The following is a 20816-nucleotide window of genomic DNA, read 5'->3' as shown; positions in this document are numbered from 1 at the left end:
TTCTTCATTTTTTCTATTCTATATAGATATCGTTTTATAGAAAAAAGTAAAACGGGAATGATTTTCTTCTGCATTTATGGTACAGTACTAATCAGGTGAGTTTTGAGTTTAGAAGAGGAGAGAGTAACATTATATGAGTAAAGGAAATCAGTGGTCTTCACGCCTCGGTTTTATTTTAGCATCTGCTGGGGCAGCAATTGGTCTAGGAGCGATATGGAAGTTTCCATACGTAACGGGAACCAGTGGCGGTGGAGCGTTTTTTGCGTTGTTTATTTTATTTACGATTTTTATTGGATTGCCGCTTCTGTTGGCAGAATTTATCATTGGAAGACATACGGGGAAAGAAGCGATTAGTGCTTATAAGGCAATTGCTCCAAAATCCGCTTGGGTATGGATTGGCAGGCTGGGAGTACTAAGCTGTGTCGTTTTGCTTTCCTTTTACAGCGTCGTTGGCGGCTGGGTGATTTTATATACGATTATGAGCGTAACCGGTATGCTAAGCGGAAAAGAGTACGGCCCGTTGTTTAATGCCGTCATTAGCCAACCTTATGTAGTATTAGGTGCACAGGCGCTGTTTTTACTAATTACAGTGTTTGTTATTTCAAAAGGCGTACAAAAAGGAATAGAGCGTGCTAATAAATACATGATGCCGCTGTTATTTATTTGTTTTATCATTATCGTGGTGCGTTCTTTAACGTTAGACGGAGCAATGGACGGAGTAAAGTTCTTTTTGAAACCGGATTTTTCAGCCATTACAGGGTCATCTGTTCTCTATGCGCTTGGTCAGTCGTTTTTCTCGCTTTGCGTAGGTTTATCCTGCATGGTGACATATAGCTCTTATTTAGGGAAAAAAGTAAGCTTGACGCGTTCAGCTGGCACCATTGCTATTTTGAACTTGTTTGTTTCGCTGCTGGCGGGCTTGGCTATTTTTCCAGCCGTTTTTTCGTTTGGATTAAAGCCAACTGAAGGACCTGGACTTTTGTTTGTGGTCTTGCCAACAGTATTTGAGAAAATGCCGTTTGGTACCGTCTTTTTAGCACTGTTTTTAATTTTATTTCTATTCGCTACGCTTACGTCCGCTTTTTCACTGCTGGAAATTATCGTAGCTGCTTTAACCAAAGACGATCAGACAAAACGAACTCGCTACGCTTCTTTATCAGGGATTCTTGTGTTTGTGGTAGGTATCCCATCAGCGCTTTCGTTTGGTGTACTAAAACATGTCTCACTTTTTGGCAGAAGTATATTTGACGTAGCTGACTTTTTTGTGAGCAACTTAATGCTGCCTCTTGGAAGTTTAGCCATTGCGATTTTTGTGACATTTAAAATGAAAAAAGAAGCCGTGTATGAAGAGTTTATTTCAGGAAGTACAAAAGGCGCTAAATTATTCAACACATGGTTCTTTCTAGTTAAATACGTATTGCCTATTATTATTATAGCTGTTCTATTAAGCTTACTTGTTGCATATTAAAAAAAGCACTCATCTGAGTGCTTTTTTTGTTTATTTTGCAAAAACGTGATTTCCGATTGTAATCGTAACCTGTTTTTGACGAAGCCATTGGTCGCTTGTTTTATCTGGATTAAAGAAGAATAACGAACCTTTTCCTTGACCTCTAAAAGCTAGTGCTTCATTTACAGCTTTTTTTGCTTCAGCATCCGCTGCTTTATTAATTTCACCGTTTTGTACAGGTGTAAACTGTGTACCTTGATAAATGACATCATGAATAGAGTTTGGGAAAGAATCGCTATCCACGCGGTTTAAAACGACTGTTGCTACAGCCACTTTGCCAGCGTAAGGTTCGCCTTTTGCTTCAGCTTGTACAAGGCGAGCTAACAGATCTTTATCACTTTCGCTAATAGAGTTAGGGATTGTTAATGTTTCATTTGCATTAATAGAGTCGGTAGATTTGTGATTCGCTTCTTTTAACTGTTTAACCGTAACGCCGTATTCAGCGCCAATCTTGTAAAGAGTCTCTCCGGATTTTACGCGATGAGTTGTTTCAGCGGCATTTGCCCCGTGACTCATGCCGAACATAGGAACTGCTAGTGCTCCAATAATTGCTAGTTTCTTAAACATAAAGTAAGTACCTCCTGAAATCCTTTTGAACGCCCCTTTTATCACGGATCGGTGCGTGCTGTGCACCGAACTTTATATGTACGTTTCAAAGATTAACAGGTGTCAATACATCTTGTCACTGCTTAAAACATACCAATCTAGGAAGATATTATAATAGTTAACAGATAATTTAAAAAAATACGTTGACTGATAATAAAGGAGTGAATTATAATGAACGAGTAAATAGTTAACCGTTTAACTGGAGAGATTTTATGGGAGAAAAGATAACGATTCGTGATGTAGCAAAGCATGCAGGGGTGTCTGCAGCTTCAGTATCTTACGTCTTAAACGGAATTAACAAAGTATCCGATGAAACAAAAGAGCGAATTTTAACAGCGGTAAAAGAATTAAACTACGAACCAAATTTAACCGCCGTTAGTCTTTCGAAACAAAAGTCAAATATGATTGGCGTTATGTTCCCGCTTACAGATGATTCACTTTCTACTATATTTAAAGATAACCATTATTACAGCGAAATGATTAGTGGAATTGAATATGTAATCCGTAAGCATGGTTATGATCTAGTCATATCTGGAGCGAGTAGCCCAGTTGATTGCCTAAAATGGATTCGAACGAGAAATATTGATGGTCTTCTGTTTTTAGGAGCCTTCCCTCATCGATTGTATGAGAAAATGAAAGCGTTATCGAATCCGATTGTGCTAGTAGATACATACGAAAGGTACGAACGTGATTATCATCATATTTCCGTAGACGATGAGTATGGAGGATATCTAGCTACAACACATTTAGTGAATTTGGGGCACAAAGAAATTGCGTTTGTTGCGCATCACCTCGTCAATAGTCCAGTGGATAAAAAAAGGTATATAGGCTACGAGAAAGCATTAAAAGAAGCGGGCATTACACCATCAAAGACATTTGTTTTTGAAGTGAACGAAAGTTCTTTTGATAACGGTTACAATTTAGGGAACAAGCTGCTGCAAGATCATAAGGATATTCGGGCGGTTTTTGCATCCTCTGATACGCTGGCGCTTGGGATTATGAAAGCACTGCAAGAAAAGGGGAAAAAAATTCCGCAGGACTACTCAATCGTAGGGTTTGATGACATAACGTTTAGCAGCTATGCATCTCCAAGTCTAACAACCATTCGTCAAGATGTATTTAACAAAGGAGTCGTCGCCGCTACGTCTGTTATTCAAGCAATTGAACACCGTTTCAGCACGCTGCAGCATGTGAAGTTATCGGTTGAACTTATTATTCGAGATTCGACTGCTAAGCGCGGGTGAATCACAGTAAGTTAACCGGTTAACCAAAGTTTAGCGTTTATAAAAAAAGGGGATATAAGTTAGCATTCACAAAAAAAGGGGATATGAAAATGATTAATGTTACAGTATGGAATGAAAATCGTCATGAACAGAAAAATCCGGTTGTAAGAGAAATTTACTCTGAAGGCATCCATGGTGCCATCGCTTCTTTTTTAGAAGAAGGAGGGTTTCGCACGCACACCGCCACATTAGACGAAGTAGAACACGGGTTGACTGAAGAAGTATTAAATCAAACGGATGTTTTAGTATGGTGGGGTCATTTAGCACATGACGAAGTAAAAGATGAGATCGTTGAGAAAGTAAAGCAGCGCGTGCTAGACGGTATGGGGCTTATTGTCTTACACTCAGGTCACTTTTCTAAAATTTTCAAAACGTTAATGGGCACAAGCTGCGACTTAAAATGGCGTGAAGCAGATGAAAAAGAGCGCTTGTGGGTAGTAGAACCGAGTCATCCGATTGTGGAAGGTATTGGTGAATTTATCGAGCTTGAGCGCGAAGAAATGTATGGAGAGCACTTTGATATTCCAGCACCTGATGAACTGGTTTTCACGAGCTGGTTTGAAGGCGGAGAAATTTTCAGAAGCGGCTGCACGTACAAACGCGGAAACGGAAAAGTATTTTATTTCAGACCTGGACATGAAACATACCCAACATACCATAACAAAGACATTCAGCGTGTCATTATGAATGCTATTAAATGGGCGAAGCCAGCAGAGAGAAAACGTCCTGTTTATGGCAATGCGCAACCGCTTGAATCAATCGCTGTTAAAAACTAATTAATAATGCTTAAGCAAAGGGGATAGGGAAGATGGCAAAAGTAAAAATTGGCGTTATTGGGTGTGGAAGCATTGCGCAACACCGTCACTTACCAGAATATAAGATGAATGAACAAGTAGAATTAGTAGCCGTTTGCGATATAAACACAGAACGTGCAAACAGCGTAGCACAGCAGTACGGTGTAAAAGCTTACACAAACTATGAAGAACTTTTAGCAAGCGGTACAGTGGAAGCAGTGAGCGTATGTACGCCCAATTATCTTCATGCGCCTATTTCGGTTGCAGCGTTAAACAGCGGAGTTCATGTCCTGTGTGAAAAGCCGATGGCAACATCAGAAGAAGAAGCGAAAGCCATGATTGAAGCAGCAAAAACAAACGGTAAAAAACTAATGATCGGACATAATCAGCGCTTTGTAGCTTCTCATCAAAAAGCTCGTGAACTTATTGAAAAAGGGGAAATCGGTAAAATTTACAGTTTCCGTACGGCTTTTGGCCATGGTGGTCCTGAAGGTTGGAGCGTGGACGGAAAAGACAGCTGGTTCTTCAAAAAAGACGAAGCGTTTATTGGGGCTATGGGGGATTTAGGCGTTCATAAAACCGATATGCTCCGCTACATATTGAATGAAGAAATTGTAGAAGTCGGTGCATTTGTAGAAAGCAATGCAAAAGACTTTGCAAATGTAGACGACAATGCTGTGTGCGTATTAAAAACGGAAAGCGGGATTATCGGGACGCTTGCGGCAAGCTGGGCTTACAATGGAAAAGAAGATAACTCCACGATTGTTTACGGAGAGAAAGGGATTCTTCGTTTGGAGGACGACCCGACGTATTCATTAGTTGCACAATATGCAACGGGTGAAGTGGTGAACTATGAATTAGGAAAAATTCAGTCGAACGATGAGGGCGGCCAAGGTAATTCTCACGTCATTGAACAATTTGTAGATGCAGTTGCAGAAGATAAAGAATCTCCTGTTCCTGGTGAAGAAGGATTAAAATCACTTGCTGTTATTTTAGCAGCTTTAAAATCAAGTCAAACGAAACAAATTACGCGCGTGTAAGAGGTGAAAAACGTGAGAATTGGCATAATCGGAGCAGGAGGGATTGCTGTAAGCAGGCATATTCCGGCATTCAAACAGCTGGGTGATGAATGTGTGATTTGGGGGCTTAGCGATATTAATAGTGAAAGAGCCACAGAGGTAGCCAATGAGCATAATATCCCTCACGTATTTGTTGATTACAAAGATATGTTTAAAGAAGTGGATGCTGTATGTATTTGTACACCGAATAAATTTCACGCAGAGTTTGCAGTAGAAGCGCTAAAAGCAGGCGTTCACGTCCTATGTGAAAAGCCAATGGCGATGTCTAAAGAGCAAGGTGAAGAAATGCTTGCTGCTGCTAGAGAATCAGGTAAGCAGTTAGCGATTGCGTATCATTACCGATTCATGAAAGAAGCACAGGCAGCGAAAAAAATGATGACAGAGGTAGGGCGCCCATTAGTTGCACGTGTCAGAGCAATGCGTCGCCGAAAGGTTCCGGGTTGGGGGGTATTTACGAACAAAGATCTTCAAGGAGGAGGCAGCTTAATTGATTACGGCTGCCATTTGCTTGATTTAACGCTTTGGCTGATGGGAAACCCAAAGCATACTGAAGTGCTGGGAAGTACCTATAATGACCTGAGTAAAACGCCTAACCAATTAAATCAATGGGGAGCATTTGATCATGAAGCATTCAGCGTGGATGATCATGTAACGGCCTATATTAAATTTGAAAATGGAGCGTCGCTTCTTTTAGAAACTTCTTGGGCTGCTAATATCGAAGATGATGAAGAGCACGTAAGCATATCAGGGGTAGATGGCGGTTTAAGCGTGTTTCCGTTTGAACTATACACGTCTAAAAACGGTATGCTCATGAACAGTACGTCACCTTGGATAGATGGAGAAGATGATTACAGCCTAAGTCAGGCTAAAAATTTCGTTGAAGCGTGTAAAGGAAATGCTGAATTAGTGGTAAAGCCACAAGAAGCGCTTCAAGTCTCAGCTATTATTGACGAAATATATCGCACAGGGGGAAATTAAAATGAAACTTGGAGTATTCACGGTCTTATTTGCGGATCTTTCTTTTGAAGAGATGTTAGATAAAGTAAAAGCAGCAGGTCTTCATGCTGTTGAAATCGGAACGGGGGGCTATCCGGGAAACAGTCATTGTCCGTTAGATGAGCTGCTTGAAGATGAACAAAAAAGAGAAGCCTATATGAAGCAGATAAAAGACCGCGGACTTACAATCAGTGCATTCAGCTGCCACGGCAATCCTATTTCACCTGAGGCACGTTTTGCAAAAGAATCTGACGAAACGCTTCGCAAGACCATCCAACTAGCATCACTAGTAGGTGTTCCAGTGGTTAACTGCTTCTCTGGAACAGCAGGAGATCACGAAGAAGCGAAGTACCCAAACTGGCCTGTTACTCCCTGGCCTAACGAGTATGGAGACGTATTGAATTGGCAGTGGGAAAATAAGCTTGTTCCTTATTGGAAAGAAATCGGAGAGCTAGCGGAGGAGCATAACGTGAAAATTGGTTTAGAACTTCACGGTGGATTTTTAGTTCATACTCCGTATACGCTGCTAAAGCTTCGCGAAAAAACAAGTCCAGCGATTGGCGCTAACCTTGATCCAAGTCATTTATGGTGGCAAGGAATTGATCCGGTAGGAGCTATTAAAATTTTAGCAAAAGAAAATGCGATTCATCATTTCCATGCAAAGGATACGTACTTGGACCAGGATAATATTAATATGTATGGACTGACGGATATGCAGCCATACGGAGAAGTCCAAACGCGTGCATGGACGTTTAGATCCGTAGGATGCGGACATGATGTGAAAGAGTGGTCTGATATGATGAGTGCACTCCGCACATACGGATACGACTATGTAGTCAGCATCGAGCATGAAGATCCAATCATGTCGATTGAAGAAGGATTTAAACGCGCGGTTACAAACTTACAAAGTGTATTAATTGAAGAAACTCCCTCACAAATGTGGTGGGCGTAAGCAAAAAGAAGCATCTCTAAAAAGAGGTGCTTCTTTTATTTTCGTTAATAAATCACTTCGTTTTTTGTTCACCTGAACTTCGATACAAACGGGTGATTGGTAACCCAAAAGCGCCAAGGGTAATCCTTCGCTTCACCAGAATTATCAATGCCAACGCGAGGTCCGGCGGAAATCTCTGAAGGAGTGAAGCCACGAGCAATATAAAGAGGAGGGCTAGTTAAATCATGACCGTACAAATCCATTGAAACCCCTAGTGCTTTTGTTAGTTTCCCAGGACCGTTTGTCCAATTTATTTCATTTTCCATCCCTCGACGTCTATTTTTCATCAAATTTTTTCCGCTAAATGGCTCAATAGCTCGAATGAGGACGCCTTCTGGGCAATCGATGTCGCTACTTACAACATTGAGTAAACAATGTGTATGCATTGTATGCGTATAGGCATGACCAGGAGGACCGAACATTACCTCCGTTCTTTTTGTGCGCCGGTTATTAAAGCTATGAGCTGCTCGGTCGAAAGGCCCTTTATAAGCCTCCGTTTCTACAATAAAACCAGATGCAGTTCCTTCTGCCGTTTCGTGAACAAGAAGACATCCTAACAGCGACTGAGCTAATTCAAGTGTAGGCTGTTGATAAAATAAAAGAGGAAGTGGTTCAATTGCTAAAAGAGAACGCGTCATTTGCTGTAGTCCATCCTTTCAAAACAGAGTCATTCACGCTGTTATGCGCACCTTTTATTATGATGTTTTCTTTATTATTTTGCAAAAGGAGGGGCCGATTAATACAGTAACCTTTCTTATCCCACGTTCAAGTATTTATCATGATTCAACTCACTCTATGAAGTTATTTTAAAGAAGAGTTTCATTTTGCACGTATAGGGGGAATATTTTACTACAATGCTTTGCTTTTTCTGCTGGTATGGTATACACAGTTCATCCATATTTTACATGCTTTTAGTTTTAAAAAATAGTGATCCGTCTTTTCTTTATTTTCGTTCTACACATGAAAGCAAAATAAAAAGATTGAATTGTAGAAAGTTCTTTATAAATGGAAATAAAGAAAAAATATCCTTCAAAGAGTATTTAAGGGATTTTAGAACATATTAAAAATAAAATTTATATACTGTGAGGAATAGCTATGAACATCCACTTTGATACATTAACCGACTTATCAATTAAACATATTTTTGGGCCTGCATCTCAAACAATCACCCATCTCACATATCATTCAAAGCAAGTTCACGACGGATCCGTATTTTTTAGTATAAAAGGTGAAAATGAAGATGGACATCAATATATTAAAGAAGCTATATCTAGAGGAGCGGTAGCAGTATTTGGGACAAGCGTTGAGCAGCTTCGTCTTTTAAGCACTCAGTATGCTCACTGTACGTTTTTAGCTGTTGACGACGTCCGTAAAGTAATGGCATCTTTTTCTAAAATGTATTTTGATTATACGGATGAAAAAATTGAGACAATTGGCGTTACAGGTACAAATGGTAAAACAACCGTAGCAGCTTACGTGAGGTCGCTGTTAACTCTTTTAAAATTGCCGACAGGAGCGATTGGAACGACTGGGATTTGGTCATCGAAGGAGAAGTTAGTTTATAAAAAAAGTACGCCTACAACGCCGGAATCGGTAGACTTGCATAAAATCTTTAATGATTTGTATACAAGAGGTGATGAAGCAGCAGTGATGGAAGTGTCGTCAATTGCGATTGATCAGCAGCGAGTAGAAAATATTTATTTTGATGTAGCCATTCACACAAACTTATCCGAAGAGCATTTAGAGTATCATAAAACGTTTGAGCACTATAAAAAATGCAAGATGAAATTATTTCAACAGGCCAAACATGCCGTTATTAATATAGATGATCAGGACATGGGTAAAGACTTAAGCAGGGTATTTAAAGGACCTAAAGTCACGTATAGTTTATTAAATAATGCGGAAGCAACTCTGCAAGCAGAAAACATTATTGTCAAAGAAGGAGGCTCTTTCTTTGATTTACTTTATAAAGGACAGTCATACAAAGTAGCAGTGCCTGTATATGGCGATTACAACATTGCCAACGTGTTAGCGGCCATTGGTACAGCCCTTTACTTTGAATACCACATTGAAGATATTATTAGCGTGCTTCCTCAATTGGAAAGTCCAGAAGGGCGCTTTCAAGTGATAGAAGGTCCTAATAACCAAAAAGTGATCTTAGACTATGCCCATACGCCTGTTGCTCTTACTCGTTTGGTCGAAGAAGTAAAAAAAATGGAGTACAACCAGCTGATTGTCATGATTGCAGGGATCGGCATTCGAGATTTTAACAAAATGCCTAAAATGGCGCGCACCATTGAAGGAAAAGCTGATGAAATTATCGTAACGGTTGATCATCCAGGTCATCATGATCCGAACATAATCGTAGATCAAGTGATGACAGGTTTTTCGAATCCGAGCGCAAGCAATATTCACCGCGCCCCTACTCGAACGGAAGGAGTATTAAAGTCGCTTTCTTTAGGAAAGCCGAATGATATTATTTTACTTACAAGCGGCTGTATTAACGGCGCTCAGCTTGTAAAAGGAAAGGAAATTCCGCATTCAGACGAAGAAATTATTGCCTCTTATTATGCTTCTTTAAGCAATATTTCTTAACACTCATCTTTATTTATTGAACGTAGAAAAAGTGAAACACCATACGAAAGAAGGTCTCTTACTATTTTTAGAGACCTTCTTTTTGCATCAAAACTATAGGCTGTTTTCTCGCTGTGTTTTTGGTTCTTCAATTTTCACATCATGTTCTTTAGCCAACTTTTTAATAGCTGCATTGTAATCGCGTATCCCTTTTCGTGCCTCATCAAGCATAGCGTTTGCCTCAGCAATAAGGTTGCGGTCCTGCTTTTCTAAAGCGCTGACAATTTTAATGAAAGCATTATACTGGGTATTGGCAGCCTTTATATAGCCTTCATGAACCTTTCGAAGCTCGTCGGTTTCTACATCGATGTTTTCCAGTTCGTCGACAAATTTACGATAGGTAGGAATGACTTCACTCGTCATCGTATCATACATCACTGCGTCACTTGTGTAGTTAGCGCCCGTAACAGAATCATATGCGTCAATCGCTTCTTTTTCAAGCTGAGCGGCTTTTTTTAAATCTTGATTGTTATAGTTGATTAAATCATCTTGAACAGGATCACTAAAGCAGGCGGATAATAAAAACAAAAGAGGGACAAGACAAAATAAAACCTTCTTCAACGAATTTCACCTCCGTTTAACAATGTATGAAACATCTGCTTGGCAAAGTCGGTTTTAATAACTGAGAAAAAGAAGGGAGTGTATAAAAGGATTTTTAAAGGTTGACAGTGAATTTATTCATAAGTAGGTTTGTAGTTGACCACCCGTTAGTAGCAGGAAGGAAGAGAAAATGATTAAAATAAAAAGAGACCACTTAACGAACAATGAAGTTATTGAATTAGTAAGTTCACACCTTCAAGGAATGAACTTACATTCGCCGCCTGAAAGTATTCATGCTCTAGATATTGAAAGCTTAAAACAACAGGACATTACGTTTTGGAGCGTGTGGGAATGCAGTCAGCTAGCAGGATGCGGGGCTATAAAAGAGCTAGATGAGCATCACGGAGAAATTAAATCGATGCGAACAGCCACGGCTCATTTGCGGAAAGGAATTGCTAGAGAGCTGCTGCAGTACATAATAAATGAAGCACAAAAACGAGGGTACCGACGCTTAAGCTTAGAAACAGGATCCGCACCCGCTTTTGAACCGGCTAGAAAGCTATACGCCAGTTTTGGATTTTACGAGTGCGAACCGTTTTCTACCTACAAAGAAGATCCATACAGTGTATTTATGACAAAGAAATTGAATGATTAAACAAGGCTGGGGCAAAAGTAGTTTCGTTGAAGGAAAATCCGAACGAGGAATTGAGATTCTTGATGGAGAATCAAATTCGTTCGGATTTTTTCATGGTAATGGTGGTAGGTTTCATGTATCCCATTTGTTCGTCTTTAGATTGGATTCATTTCGTTAAGTCACAATCTCTTTGTTTTTTTATTTTGTCACGATTCATATAAAAAGGTATAAACTAGGTTTTCTCACTAGACAAAAGGGTTTTTCCTATGTAGTATAGGTGTCAGATAATACAAAACGAATGTTCAGTATAAATAATAAATGTGCCGGGCGGTGGAAATAGCTTGAATAAAAAAAAGCTTCAAAGTGAACAAACCAAAAGAAAAGTGGCAGATGCCGCTAAAGCGTTGTTTTCTCAAAAAGGCTATAAAGCTACGTCTATTGAGGAAATTGTAGAAGCTACGGGAAGCAGTAAAGGGAATATTTATTATCACTTTAAAAGTAAAGAAGGGCTTTTTCTTTATTTAATAGACGAATGGGATCTCGAGTGGGAACGAAACTGGAAAGAAAGAGAGTCTCTTTACAAAACAACAAGAGATAAGCTTTTTGGAATTGCGGAGCAAATCATTTTAGATGATCTAAATCATCCTCTTACGAAAGCTGCCGATGAGTTTTTTAACAACGAGGAAAAGGGCAGCGACATCGAAGAGCGAATTGATGAGATGGTGAGACGACACGTAGAGTTTAACCGAGAACTTTTGCAAAAAGGCATTGATGAAGGAGAGTTTTCTCCTAAAAATGCAGAACAGCTTGCAGTGATTTTAGAAGGGCTGTTTGTTGGAATGAGCCGCATGTCTCGAAAAACGAACACCGAAAATGCCCTGCAGCTTTACCATTCAGCAATCGATGTATTTTTAAACGGAATTATACCAAGGTCTTCTTAAATAATCGGGGATGCTTATTGAGGTAATGAGTAATCCCTCATTATTTTGTATTTTTATAGACCGAACGTTCAGTATTTTTGTAATCAGGAGGTTTATATGTCATTATTGTTAAGAAATCGAGCGGCGATTTTGCTGCTCATGCTAAATATTTTTATTGTTTTTACAGGAATCGGTCTTGTAATTCCAATTATGCCAACGTATATGACAGAGCTTCATATCAACGGTAGCGTGATGGGGCTTTTAGTAGCGGTGTTTTCACTAACTCAATTTTTGTTTTCACCTTTAGCAGGACGGTTATCAGATTCGTTAGGGAGAAAGAAAATTATTGTAGCGGGAATGATTGTTTTTGCCCTGTCTGAATGGTTCTTTGGTTCAGTGAGTACACCTCTTTTATTATTTGTATCGAGAATGTTAGGCGGGGTTGGGGCCGCGCTCATTATGCCTGCTGTTATGGCCTATACAGCGGACGTGACGTCTGCTAAAGAACGTGCTAAAGGAATGGGCTATGTGACGGCGGCGATTACAACAGGATTTATTATTGGACCCGGTATCGGCGGCTTTTTAGCTGAATACGGCATGCGTGTACCATTTTATATGGCCGCAGTAGCAGGAGGCTTGGCTGCAGTGATTACGCTTCTTGTTTTGCCAGAGTCTCGCCCTGTACAAAATCCTGCTGTTTCAAACCATGAGAATCCAAAAGAAGAGCGGCTGCTACTGCAGCTTATGAATTCTTATAAAGAACCTTATTTTTTAAGTTTAATTATTGTTTTTGTGACATCGTTTGGATTATCCAATTATGAAACGATTTTTTCACTATTCGTTGATCATAAATTTAGCTTTACGCCAAAAGATATTGCGTTTGTTATTACGTTCGGCTCTATTGCGGGGGCTGTAGTGCAGGTTACGATTTTCGGGTGGATTTTAAATAAATTTGGTGAAAAAAGAGTGATTTCTTTTTGCTTGATGATGACGGGACTTTTTATTTTACTTACGCTATTTGTGCACACGTACTGGCTTATTATTGTTGTGACATTTATCGTTTTTTTAGCAACAGATATTTTACGTCCGGCAATCAGCACGCAAATGTCGATGATGGCACAAGACGACCAAGGATATGTAGCCGGACTAAATTCTGCTTATACAAGTCTTGGAAATATTATTGGCCCCGTTGTAGCAGGCTTTCTTTTTGATATAAACATTAATTATCCGTACGTATCAGCTGCACTTGTACTGCTTCTTTGTTTTCTTTTATCTTTAAGAGCAGGGAAGGACAGAAAAACAGCTGTGAGAAATCAAGCGGTTCAAGAGAAATAACGATAAGGAAAAATGATAGAATTCTTAGGGAATAGAAGACCTCCAGTAGCTTACTGGAGGTCTTTTGATTATTCTTTTAGGAATGGTGTAAGGTTTAAAGCGCCACTCAGTCTATAGAGAAGCTTTATTTTATCGGCAAAACAATGAAATGGTTGCAAATAAAAAAGGTTAATAGTAAACTTTAAACGTAACAAGAATAGTATGGGAGCTTGCGCGGGGCAGGCTGAGAGTACAGGGCCGCCTGTTGACCATTTGAACCTGTTGGATAATGCCAGCGCAGGGAATGTGAGTACATACCAAAGCACTTTGCGCATGCAAGGTGCTTTTTTGTCTTTTTTGCAGTGTTAAAACTAAATGAAAAGAGTGAAAAAACATGGATATTAGTAAAATTTCAGCTCAATTAGAGAAAGTAAGAGACATAAGTCCGATTGTTCATAATATTACGAATGTTGTGGTAACCAACTTTACAGCAAATGGACTGCTTGCACTAGGAGCTTCACCTGTTATGGCTTATGCGAAAGAAGAAGTGGCTGACATGGCACGAATCGCTGGAGCGCTTGTCTTAAATATGGGTACACTGACGGCTCAAGAAGTAGAAGCGATGAGAATAGCAGGAAAATCAGCAAATGAAAATGGCGTGCCGGTTATTTTCGATCCTGTAGGAGCCGGAGCGACACCGTTTCGTACAGAAGTAGCACGTCAGCTTGTAGAAGAATTAAATATGGCAGTTATTCGTGGTAACGCTGCTGAAGTTGCGAATGTAGTAGGCGAGTCATGGCTCATTAAAGGCGTTGATTCATTAGAAGGGCAAGGAGACGTCATTGAACTTGCTGAGAAAGCAGCGAACAAATTAGATACAGTGATTGTTATCACGGGTAAACAAGATGTAATCACAGATGGAAACACAACGTATACAGTAGACAACGGTCACCCGTTATTTACGAAAGTGACGGGGACTGGATGTCTGCTGACATCAATTATAGGAGCTTTCGCTGCTGTAGAAAAAGAATATGTCGAGGCAAGCGTTGCTGCTTTAAGTTTTTATGGAGTGGCGGGTGAAATCGCCGCAGAGAAAAAAGGTGAAGAAGGGCCGGGAAGCTTTCAAATTGAGCTGTTAAATCAGCTTCATCTTTTATCTGGGCAGGATATTGAATCATATGCAAGAGTACATCAACGTTAAAAGGAGCGGGAAAATGACAAATGAAGAAATCAAAAAGCTGCTGCAAGTTTATTTTATAATGGGCAGCAATAACTGTACAAAAGATCCGAGAGAAGTGTTGAAAGAAGCAATTGAAGGCGGCGTTACTGTGTTTCAATTCCGTGAAAAAGGCGAAGGTGCCCTAACAGGAGAAGCGAAATATCAGCTGGCGAAGGAACTTCAGCAAATTTGTCAGCAGCACAGCGTTCCTTTTGTTGTGAATGATGATCTTGACTTAGCGATCCGCTTACAAGCAGATGGCGTTCATATTGGCCAAGAAGATGAAAAAGCTCATATTGTTCGAGAGAAAATAGGAAAAGGAATTGTAGGCGTCTCTGTTCATAATGTACAAGAGCTGCAGCAAGCGATGAAAGACGGGGCGGATTATGTAGGAATGGGACCTGTTTTTCCTACTTCTACAAAAAAAGACGCAAAAGCAGTGCAAGGTACAAAGTTAATTGAAGAAGTGCGAAACCAGAATATTGACTTTCCAATTGTAGGAATCGGCGGGATCACGCCTGAAAATGCCAAACAAGTAGTAGAAGCAGGTGCAGATGGCGTTTCTATTATTACCGCGATTAGCTTAGCAGCGTCTCCAAAAGAAAAAGCAGCTCAATTGAAAGAAGCGGTAGGAAAATAAAAAAAGCGCACAGTGTGCGCTTTTTTTATTATAGCTGAACAGTTTGAGGAGTTTCTTCGCCTTCATTCATAAAGCGAATTTCGTTCGGCGTAATTTCAAGAACAACATACTCAGGGTCATTTGGACCGTCAAACCATTCTTTCATGTGATCGTTCCATATACGTCCTTTTAATTGATCACCAGTACGAAGGACAGCTGTACCAGATAATTCTAAGTATTGATCGCCATATCCTTCGCCGCTATAGCCCAATAGTACGTGCACGTTCGGATTGGCTTCGATTTCTTCTGCCTTATGTGTATTGATATTTGTTGGTGTGTAAAGAGCGATACCATCTTCATCGCTAAAGAATGTCATATAGCGAGAGTGGGGTTTGTTGTTTACAACTGTGGCTAATGTTCCTACACGATTTCCTTCTAATACTTCGTTTACTTTTTTAGCAATTTTTTGTTCATTCATTTTATCCATCTCCTTTATTACTTTTTATGTTCCTCAATCAAAGATAAATAAAACATACATGTCTAAAAAAAATATAAGTTAACAATAAAATAATTATGTAAACTAATAAAATAAAAAATAAAAAAAGCTAGCTACAGCTAACTAAAAAATAAGCCCGCACTGCCGTAACCCTAAGTGTCTTAAATACCCAGATCTACTAGGTGGGTGCCCTCATAGCCGGGTTTAGCGTCCCAAGAAGGGCGTGCTATCTGCAGCTAAATTTTGAGCTCCCTTTTAACACTCAAAGGTTTAAGACAACATGAGTATACGCACAGCGCAGGTATGTATAACAAATGTAAATAAGATGCCGATATATAAATGTTTTCTAATTAATCAACTTTCATCGTACAAGAAATGATTATAACGGAATAATGAATGGAACGCAAGACTTTTATTTAACGTTTTTCTTCTCTAATATCTTGGCGGTTATCCAGTAACAAAATAAGAAAAGGGCCGGCAACTGGAATGAAACATAAAAGAAGGTAAGGCCGGGATGCGATCCTTTCTTTTGTCATAACGGAGTAAGAAAGCCACGTTAAAACAAAAAAATCAGCGGTCATCACGCTAACAAGCTGTGACTGCATAAAAGCATCTCCATAAGCTTTTATTGAACCTACGGATAGTCCGTATGCGTAACCTGCAATCGTGAGCGCTAAGCATAGTCCGATCCATAGACGAGAAGAAATGATAGCAATGAAACGTGAAGGAATACGCGAACGTGTTCGAACTTTTTGTCCTGTCCAATGATAATAGAACAAAAGAGAAAAAGCTCCAAGCGCAAATGATAGAAGAGAAAATGGCCATCCAGGCAGTTTATATGTATCTTTTTTACAGATCATTATCATAAACAATACTGGGAAAAGTCCTAAAAAAGAGAATACCATAACCACGAGCGGATCTACCTGTTGAAAATTTCCTGTGATAAGTTTTTTAAACAGCAAATCATCAGAGGCGCTTGCTCCCGGAGCTAGCAGAAAGGCGTATAGTACAAGCATAGCCCATACAATGATATACATATTCTCAACTCCTTTTAATTGTTTTAGTGTACAAAAATCATTTAAGTATATTTCCCCGTCTTGTGACGAAGGGAAACGCTTGAAACTCTTCTTTAATTAGGTGTAATATTACACTAAAGAAATGTGCGTGTATAGAAAGAAAGGGCTGTGAAAATGAATAAACAAGAAGTGATTAAATCAGTATCGGATAAAATACGATTAATTCGTTTAGAAAGAAACTATTCACAAGACAGAATGGCTGAAGTCATTGGTATTTCCAAAAAAACATTGGTTCAAATTGAAAAAGGGCGCACGGAAGCAGGGTGGACGACTACTGTGGCAGTATGCAGTTTGTTTGGTGACAGTGAAATCCTTCAATCGGTTTTAGGAGATGTTCCTTTAGAAGTAGTAGAAATCATTGCTCATAACGGCGTATCTTCTCCAAAAGATAAAACGCTCGGAGGAAGAGTATGGTGGAAAGAAATTCAAAAAGAAGGCTCTTTTCGTCTGCAGCAAAATATGATTAGTCAGCACTATCGCATTTTAGATGACCAAGACTATCGATGGTTTAGTTCATTTGATAAAAGCGAAGCGGTAAAAAGGTTTGAACAATTAACGAATGAATAAAAAGAGGCCGAGACATAACAAAATCACTGCATAACTGCATATATGAAACCTACATTCACTCTGCTCATAAAAAAATCCGAACGAATTTGATTCTCCATCAGGACTTTTGATTCATCGTTCGGATTTCTCTTCCACTGCTATACTTTTTTCTCAGCCTCTACTGATTCATTAACGTACCTGACGAGGGACGACTGAACCAATTCCATAGCTCTACATCTCCAAGTGACGCATATGTGATCGACGGATCATTTTTTAATTTCAGAAGTTTTTTTGTAGGCCCTGTAATCACAACGCCGTACACACCGACTCCATGTTTCTTTACATAAGAATATCGCTGCTTTAGCAACAGATCAGAATGGTCTAGCTGACGAACTTTTTGGACCGTTTCTTCATTATCGGCTAATAGTTTCATCATATTTAAAACGTTCGACTTGCTAGTAGAGTGGGTTTGATTTCCTTTGTGATCGTAAGGTAAGTCTAAAAACTCTGGAAAGCCAAATGTTGATGTTAAGTCAATTAATGGCTCATCTTTTGTACTTGTTTTTTGTTCGTGCCCTGTATTAAGCGCGTACCAAGAGGTAGAAAAATCACGGCTGTCGATGGCGTTCATTTTTTGCTGAACTTCTTTTAGCGAGTACGTATCATCAAAAGAAATAGCCACTTCGCTTACCGTTCCTTTTGGTAGATTTTCTAATGCTTTCCATGTTTCATTTGTCCATTCCTTATACTCTTTTGCATGTAGCTTTAATTTTTTTGGATCAGGATAGACAAAAGAAAGGTTAAGATCGTATTTGCCGCCGGAAAATTCTTTTTCTACACCGCTTGTTTTATCAAACAGCTGATGAAATGTAAACGTCCCAATGGCCTGCTCTTCACGTCCAATTTGCTTATAAGCTTCCATTTGCGACTGCATCCGGAAAAAGGATTGTGTATCAGAAGTGGTTTCACGTATGTGAACGTTCGGAAAAGCAGATTCGATAGCCGCTTGATTCACGCTGTTTATGTATTCGGTTTTTGATTGATGATAATATACAATAGATAAAAAGCTGCCGATTATCCATAGCAGAACGACAGAGCCAATGACAGTTGTCACATTTGAAAGGCGCTGCTTCCATTTGGCGATATAAATGGACTTTTTAACTTTTTTATTATCCAACATCGTATCGTCACTTAGTGAAGTAGCTGATGAAGTTGGCGGTAACGGTTCATCTTCGGTTAGCAAGTGCTCCAAATGAGCTGAGCATGCTTCACAATTTTCCGTATGTTCTTCAAGTGTTTCTGCTTCTTTGTCTGTCAAAGTGCCGTTTTTATATTTTTCCCATTGATGCTTCATATCTTGACAGCTCATCCGTCCTCTTCCTTTCTTTTTTTCAATTGTTGACGACCACGATACAAGTCCATTTTCACTTTTGACAGAGTATAGCCAGTCATTTCTGCAATCTCTTCATATGTGAAGCCGTGATAATCTCGTAACAGTACAATATTCTGCTTAGCCGGAGGCAAAGCAGATACATCAGAAAGCCAGCCGTCGATTTCACTTTGAATCATCACTTGTTCTTCAGCACTTGGCTGAGGAGTAAAGTGCCATTCTTCTATTTCGACAGTAGGGCGTTTTTTTTCTTTACGATACCAGTCAATAAAGGCGTGATAAGCAATTTTGAACAGCCAAGGCTTCACTTCCTCGCCTTTATATGTTTCTAAGTGTAAAAGTGCCCGGTAAAAGGTCTCCTGCATTAAATCTTCCGCTGATTCTTTTCTGCGAGTAAGAGAGAGAAGATAGCGCAGCAAATCATGCATGTGCTGTTTATAAATGTGTTCAAAGTTATGCTGTTGTGCCATTTTCTCCCCCTTTCATTTAATCAACGCAATTTGTGGATAAAAGTTTCGGTTTTTTTATCAAAAATCGTATGTAATAGAGAAAAGATGCTTAAAATACGATATATAGCTTATCATACTAAAAAGAAAATCATATGAAATTCGACATAATTCCGTGTAATTTGTCATTTTTTTAAAAAACTAAAGGGTAATTGGTGTTCGAAGGAAACAGAAAATGTTATGATAGAACAAGGATGTGCTCTTACAAAAAACAGCTACATACATAATAAAAAATACAGCGTTTGTTTGCAAAATAAAAATGGACAAACACATGGTGTTTAACCATAGATGTTTGTGGGAAAATAAACTAAGTATTTTCAACAAAAAGTAAATTAAATTGTGTTTTCACTTATAAAAAACACGGTAAATTGGAAAAGGTGGGGTCATGATGGACGTAGAAAATACACAAGGTACAGAAGAACAAGCACCTAAAGTCAAAGCAGCTAAAGTTGGCGATACGATTCAGCCAAAAAAAGGCGACTATAAAGGATTTAAAGGAATTGTTATGGTAGTGCGAGACAATTCGGTTATCGTAGATTTTGGGAAAGATGCTGAAACGGGCGAATCCATGAAAACAGTTGTTAATCATAAAAACTATAAAATCGTAAAAAAGTAGGTGAATAACCTACTTTTTTTTACTGAATATATGTTTAAAGACCGCGGTTTTTCTATCGGAAACCTTAGAGAAAAGCGTAGGTAAAGCAATTCTTTGAGAAGAAGAATGTTTTTTAGTAAACTATAGAAAGTATGCAGAAAGAAAGGATTTTTGTTATGTCAATTCAACTATCACAATTATCATTACCACAAGAGGTTCTTTCGCTTTTAGCGAATCGTAAATATGAAAATTTGTCCGATGCTGATCAGCTATTAATTGGAAAAGGCGGCTATACAGCAGAAGAAGCAGATATTTTAGAAGATGCCATTATTGCTTTGTCACTAGGGAAAAACGTACTTTTAAAAGGGCCAACAGGTTCAGGTAAAACAAAGCTTGCTGAAACGCTGTCGCATTTATTTTCTCAGCCGATGCATAGCGTTAACTGCTCGGTTGACTTAGATGCAGAAGCGCTGCTTGGTTTTAAAACAATTGCTGAACAAGAAGGGAAAACAGGTATTGAGTTTGTGGAAGGACCTGTTATTCAGGCAATGAAAAAAGGCCATTTACTATATATTGATGAAATTAACATGGCTAAACCTGAAACACTTCCTATTTTAAACGGGGTTCTTGATTACCGAAAAATGATTACGAACCCATTCACTGGAGATGTAGTACGCGGTCAGCAAACGTTCGGCGTAGTAGCGGCGATTAATGAGGGGTATGTTGGTACCGTTCCATTAAACGAAGCGTTAAAAAATCGTTTTGTTGTTATTGAAGTGCCGTATATTCAAGGAGGCAGCTTGAAGCAAGTTCTGATGTCTCAGTCTCAGTTAAAAGACGAAAAATTAATTGATAAATTTGTCACGCTCTCTGCGGATTTAATTACTCAAGTTCAAAGCGGCCATGTATCAGAAGAAGCTGCGTCTATTCGTGCGCTTATCGATACGTGTGATTTAGCTCTTTATATGCCGCCTCTTCGCGCGATTAGACGCGGTATTATTGAAAAGCTAGAAGATGAAAGGGAAAAAGCCGCCATTCAAAATATTGCTGAAACATTATTTGAGTAAGGAG

Annotated in this window: 22 protein-coding genes, 1 other RNA gene and 1 riboswitch; of the genes, 15 read left to right on the top strand and 8 right to left on the bottom strand. The window is 39.2% G+C overall.

Annotation, left to right across the window (positions count from 1 at the left end; genetic code table 11):
• Nucleotides 1–133: 133 nt before the first annotated feature.
• Complete coding sequence (locus AC2YJL_RS13605) at nucleotides 134–1468, top strand: sodium-dependent transporter (protein ID WP_230932526.1); 1335 nt, start codon at nucleotides 134–136, stop codon at nucleotides 1466–1468.
• A gap of 30 nt (nucleotides 1469–1498) precedes the next feature.
• Here AC2YJL_RS13605 and AC2YJL_RS13600 read toward each other — a convergent pair whose 3' ends face one another.
• Nucleotides 1499–2074, bottom strand: a complete 576-nt coding sequence (locus tag AC2YJL_RS13600; protein ID WP_116515902.1) for a cell wall hydrolase — start codon at nucleotides 2072–2074, stop codon at nucleotides 1499–1501.
• Nucleotides 2075–2325: 251 nt separating this feature from the next.
• Here AC2YJL_RS13600 and AC2YJL_RS13595 point away from each other — a divergent pair, with 251 nt between their 5' ends.
• The 5 genes from AC2YJL_RS13595 to AC2YJL_RS13575 all read left to right on the top strand — a co-directional run bounded on the left by AC2YJL_RS13595 (nucleotide 2326) and on the right by AC2YJL_RS13575 (nucleotide 7217).
• Complete coding sequence (locus AC2YJL_RS13595; protein WP_251568006.1) at nucleotides 2326–3357, top strand: LacI family DNA-binding transcriptional regulator; 1032 nt, start codon at nucleotides 2326–2328, stop codon at nucleotides 3355–3357.
• An 89-nt stretch (nucleotides 3358–3446) separates the two neighbouring features.
• Complete coding sequence (locus AC2YJL_RS13590; protein WP_230932527.1) at nucleotides 3447–4172, top strand: ThuA domain-containing protein; 726 nt, start codon at nucleotides 3447–3449, stop codon at nucleotides 4170–4172.
• A gap of 32 nt (nucleotides 4173–4204) precedes the next feature.
• A complete protein-coding gene (locus tag AC2YJL_RS13585) occupies nucleotides 4205–5230 on the top strand; it encodes a Gfo/Idh/MocA family protein (RefSeq protein ID WP_098249833.1) in 1026 nt (341 codons plus the stop codon).
• Between the two features lie 12 nt (nucleotides 5231–5242).
• Nucleotides 5243–6247, top strand: coding sequence for a Gfo/Idh/MocA family protein (locus AC2YJL_RS13580; protein ID WP_034275886.1), 1005 nt, complete (start codon nucleotides 5243–5245; stop codon nucleotides 6245–6247).
• A gap of 1 nt (nucleotide 6248) precedes the next feature.
• Nucleotides 6249–7217: a sugar phosphate isomerase/epimerase family protein gene (locus tag AC2YJL_RS13575; RefSeq protein WP_195694191.1), complete on the top strand. Its 969-nt coding sequence runs from the start codon at nucleotides 6249–6251 to the stop codon at nucleotides 7215–7217.
• A 68-nt stretch (nucleotides 7218–7285) separates the two neighbouring features.
• On the opposite strand, the gene AC2YJL_RS13570 is transcribed toward AC2YJL_RS13575, so the two are convergent.
• Nucleotides 7286–7894, bottom strand: coding sequence for a DNA-3-methyladenine glycosylase (locus AC2YJL_RS13570; RefSeq protein ID WP_098525120.1), 609 nt, complete (start codon nucleotides 7892–7894; stop codon nucleotides 7286–7288).
• A gap of 457 nt (nucleotides 7895–8351) precedes the next feature.
• Between AC2YJL_RS13570 and AC2YJL_RS13565 the strand changes: the two genes are divergently transcribed.
• Nucleotides 8352–9851, top strand: a complete 1500-nt coding sequence (locus AC2YJL_RS13565; RefSeq protein WP_487374780.1) for a UDP-N-acetylmuramoyl-L-alanyl-D-glutamate--2,6-diaminopimelate ligase — start codon at nucleotides 8352–8354, stop codon at nucleotides 9849–9851.
• A 93-nt stretch (nucleotides 9852–9944) separates the two neighbouring features.
• Here AC2YJL_RS13565 and AC2YJL_RS13560 read toward each other — a convergent pair whose 3' ends face one another.
• The gene (locus AC2YJL_RS13560) at nucleotides 9945–10451 is read right to left on the bottom strand and encodes a hypothetical protein (protein ID WP_195694187.1); all 507 of its coding nucleotides are present in this window, start codon (nucleotides 10449–10451) and stop codon (nucleotides 9945–9947) included.
• A gap of 169 nt (nucleotides 10452–10620) precedes the next feature.
• Here AC2YJL_RS13560 and AC2YJL_RS13555 point away from each other — a divergent pair, with 169 nt between their 5' ends.
• The 5 genes from AC2YJL_RS13555 to thiE all read left to right on the top strand — a co-directional run bounded on the left by AC2YJL_RS13555 (nucleotide 10621) and on the right by thiE (nucleotide 15157).
• The gene (locus AC2YJL_RS13555) at nucleotides 10621–11085 is read left to right on the top strand and encodes a GNAT family N-acetyltransferase (protein WP_014460293.1); all 465 of its coding nucleotides are present in this window, start codon (nucleotides 10621–10623) and stop codon (nucleotides 11083–11085) included.
• Nucleotides 11086–11405: 320 nt separating this feature from the next.
• Complete coding sequence (locus AC2YJL_RS13550) at nucleotides 11406–12005, top strand: TetR/AcrR family transcriptional regulator (RefSeq protein WP_195694184.1); 600 nt, start codon at nucleotides 11406–11408, stop codon at nucleotides 12003–12005.
• A gap of 96 nt (nucleotides 12006–12101) precedes the next feature.
• A complete protein-coding gene (locus AC2YJL_RS13545) occupies nucleotides 12102–13319 on the top strand; it encodes an MFS transporter (RefSeq protein ID WP_195694182.1) in 1218 nt (405 codons plus the stop codon).
• Nucleotides 13320–13510: 191 nt separating this feature from the next.
• A riboswitch (TPP riboswitch) is annotated at nucleotides 13511–13619 on the top strand.
• A gap of 73 nt (nucleotides 13620–13692) precedes the next feature.
• Complete coding sequence (thiM, locus tag AC2YJL_RS13540) at nucleotides 13693–14499, top strand: hydroxyethylthiazole kinase (RefSeq protein WP_251568008.1); 807 nt, start codon at nucleotides 13693–13695, stop codon at nucleotides 14497–14499.
• Between the two features lie 13 nt (nucleotides 14500–14512).
• Nucleotides 14513–15157 carry a thiamine phosphate synthase gene (thiE, locus tag AC2YJL_RS13535; RefSeq protein WP_230932529.1) on the top strand — a complete coding sequence of 215 codons (645 nt, stop codon included), beginning with the start codon at nucleotides 14513–14515 and terminating at the stop codon, nucleotides 15155–15157.
• 28 nt (nucleotides 15158–15185) lie between these two features.
• On the opposite strand, the gene AC2YJL_RS13530 is transcribed toward thiE, so the two are convergent.
• From AC2YJL_RS13530 to AC2YJL_RS13520, 3 genes are all read right to left on the bottom strand, one after another.
• Nucleotides 15186–15614, bottom strand: coding sequence for a pyridoxamine 5'-phosphate oxidase family protein (locus AC2YJL_RS13530; RefSeq protein ID WP_013082985.1), 429 nt, complete (start codon nucleotides 15612–15614; stop codon nucleotides 15186–15188).
• A gap of 147 nt (nucleotides 15615–15761) precedes the next feature.
• A non-coding RNA gene (ssrS, locus tag AC2YJL_RS13525) (6S RNA) lies at nucleotides 15762–15939 on the bottom strand.
• A 109-nt stretch (nucleotides 15940–16048) separates the two neighbouring features.
• Entirely contained in the window at nucleotides 16049–16669 is a 621-nt protein-coding gene (locus tag AC2YJL_RS13520; RefSeq protein ID WP_251568011.1) for a hypothetical protein, read from the bottom strand.
• Nucleotides 16670–16822: 153 nt separating this feature from the next.
• Between AC2YJL_RS13520 and AC2YJL_RS13515 the strand changes: the two genes are divergently transcribed.
• Nucleotides 16823–17275 (top strand): helix-turn-helix transcriptional regulator, encoded by a 453-nt coding sequence (locus AC2YJL_RS13515; protein ID WP_050688724.1) that lies wholly within the window; start codon nucleotides 16823–16825, stop codon nucleotides 17273–17275.
• A gap of 157 nt (nucleotides 17276–17432) precedes the next feature.
• Here the strand turns inward: AC2YJL_RS13515 and AC2YJL_RS13510 are convergent, their stop codons facing one another.
• Nucleotides 17433–18623 carry an anti-sigma factor gene (locus AC2YJL_RS13510; RefSeq protein WP_050688725.1) on the bottom strand — a complete coding sequence of 397 codons (1191 nt, stop codon included), beginning with the start codon at nucleotides 18621–18623 and terminating at the stop codon, nucleotides 17433–17435.
• Nucleotides 18620–19114 carry an RNA polymerase sigma factor gene (locus tag AC2YJL_RS13505; protein WP_016763958.1) on the bottom strand — a complete coding sequence of 165 codons (495 nt, stop codon included), beginning with the start codon at nucleotides 19112–19114 and terminating at the stop codon, nucleotides 18620–18622. The genes AC2YJL_RS13510 and AC2YJL_RS13505 overlap by 4 nt, the downstream gene beginning before the upstream one ends.
• A gap of 421 nt (nucleotides 19115–19535) precedes the next feature.
• On the opposite strand from AC2YJL_RS13505, the gene AC2YJL_RS13500 reads away from it, so the two are divergent.
• Nucleotides 19536–19766, top strand: coding sequence for a YkvS family protein (locus AC2YJL_RS13500; protein WP_013056869.1), 231 nt, complete (start codon nucleotides 19536–19538; stop codon nucleotides 19764–19766).
• Between the two features lie 131 nt (nucleotides 19767–19897).
• Nucleotides 19898–20812: an AAA family ATPase gene (locus tag AC2YJL_RS13495; protein ID WP_043982189.1), complete on the top strand. Its 915-nt coding sequence runs from the start codon at nucleotides 19898–19900 to the stop codon at nucleotides 20810–20812.
• Nucleotides 20813–20816 lie beyond the last annotated feature (4 nt).

It is taken from the genome of Priestia sp. SRI_019, assembly GCF_057586255.1.
This window is presented reverse-complemented; position numbering and strand designations above follow the sequence as displayed.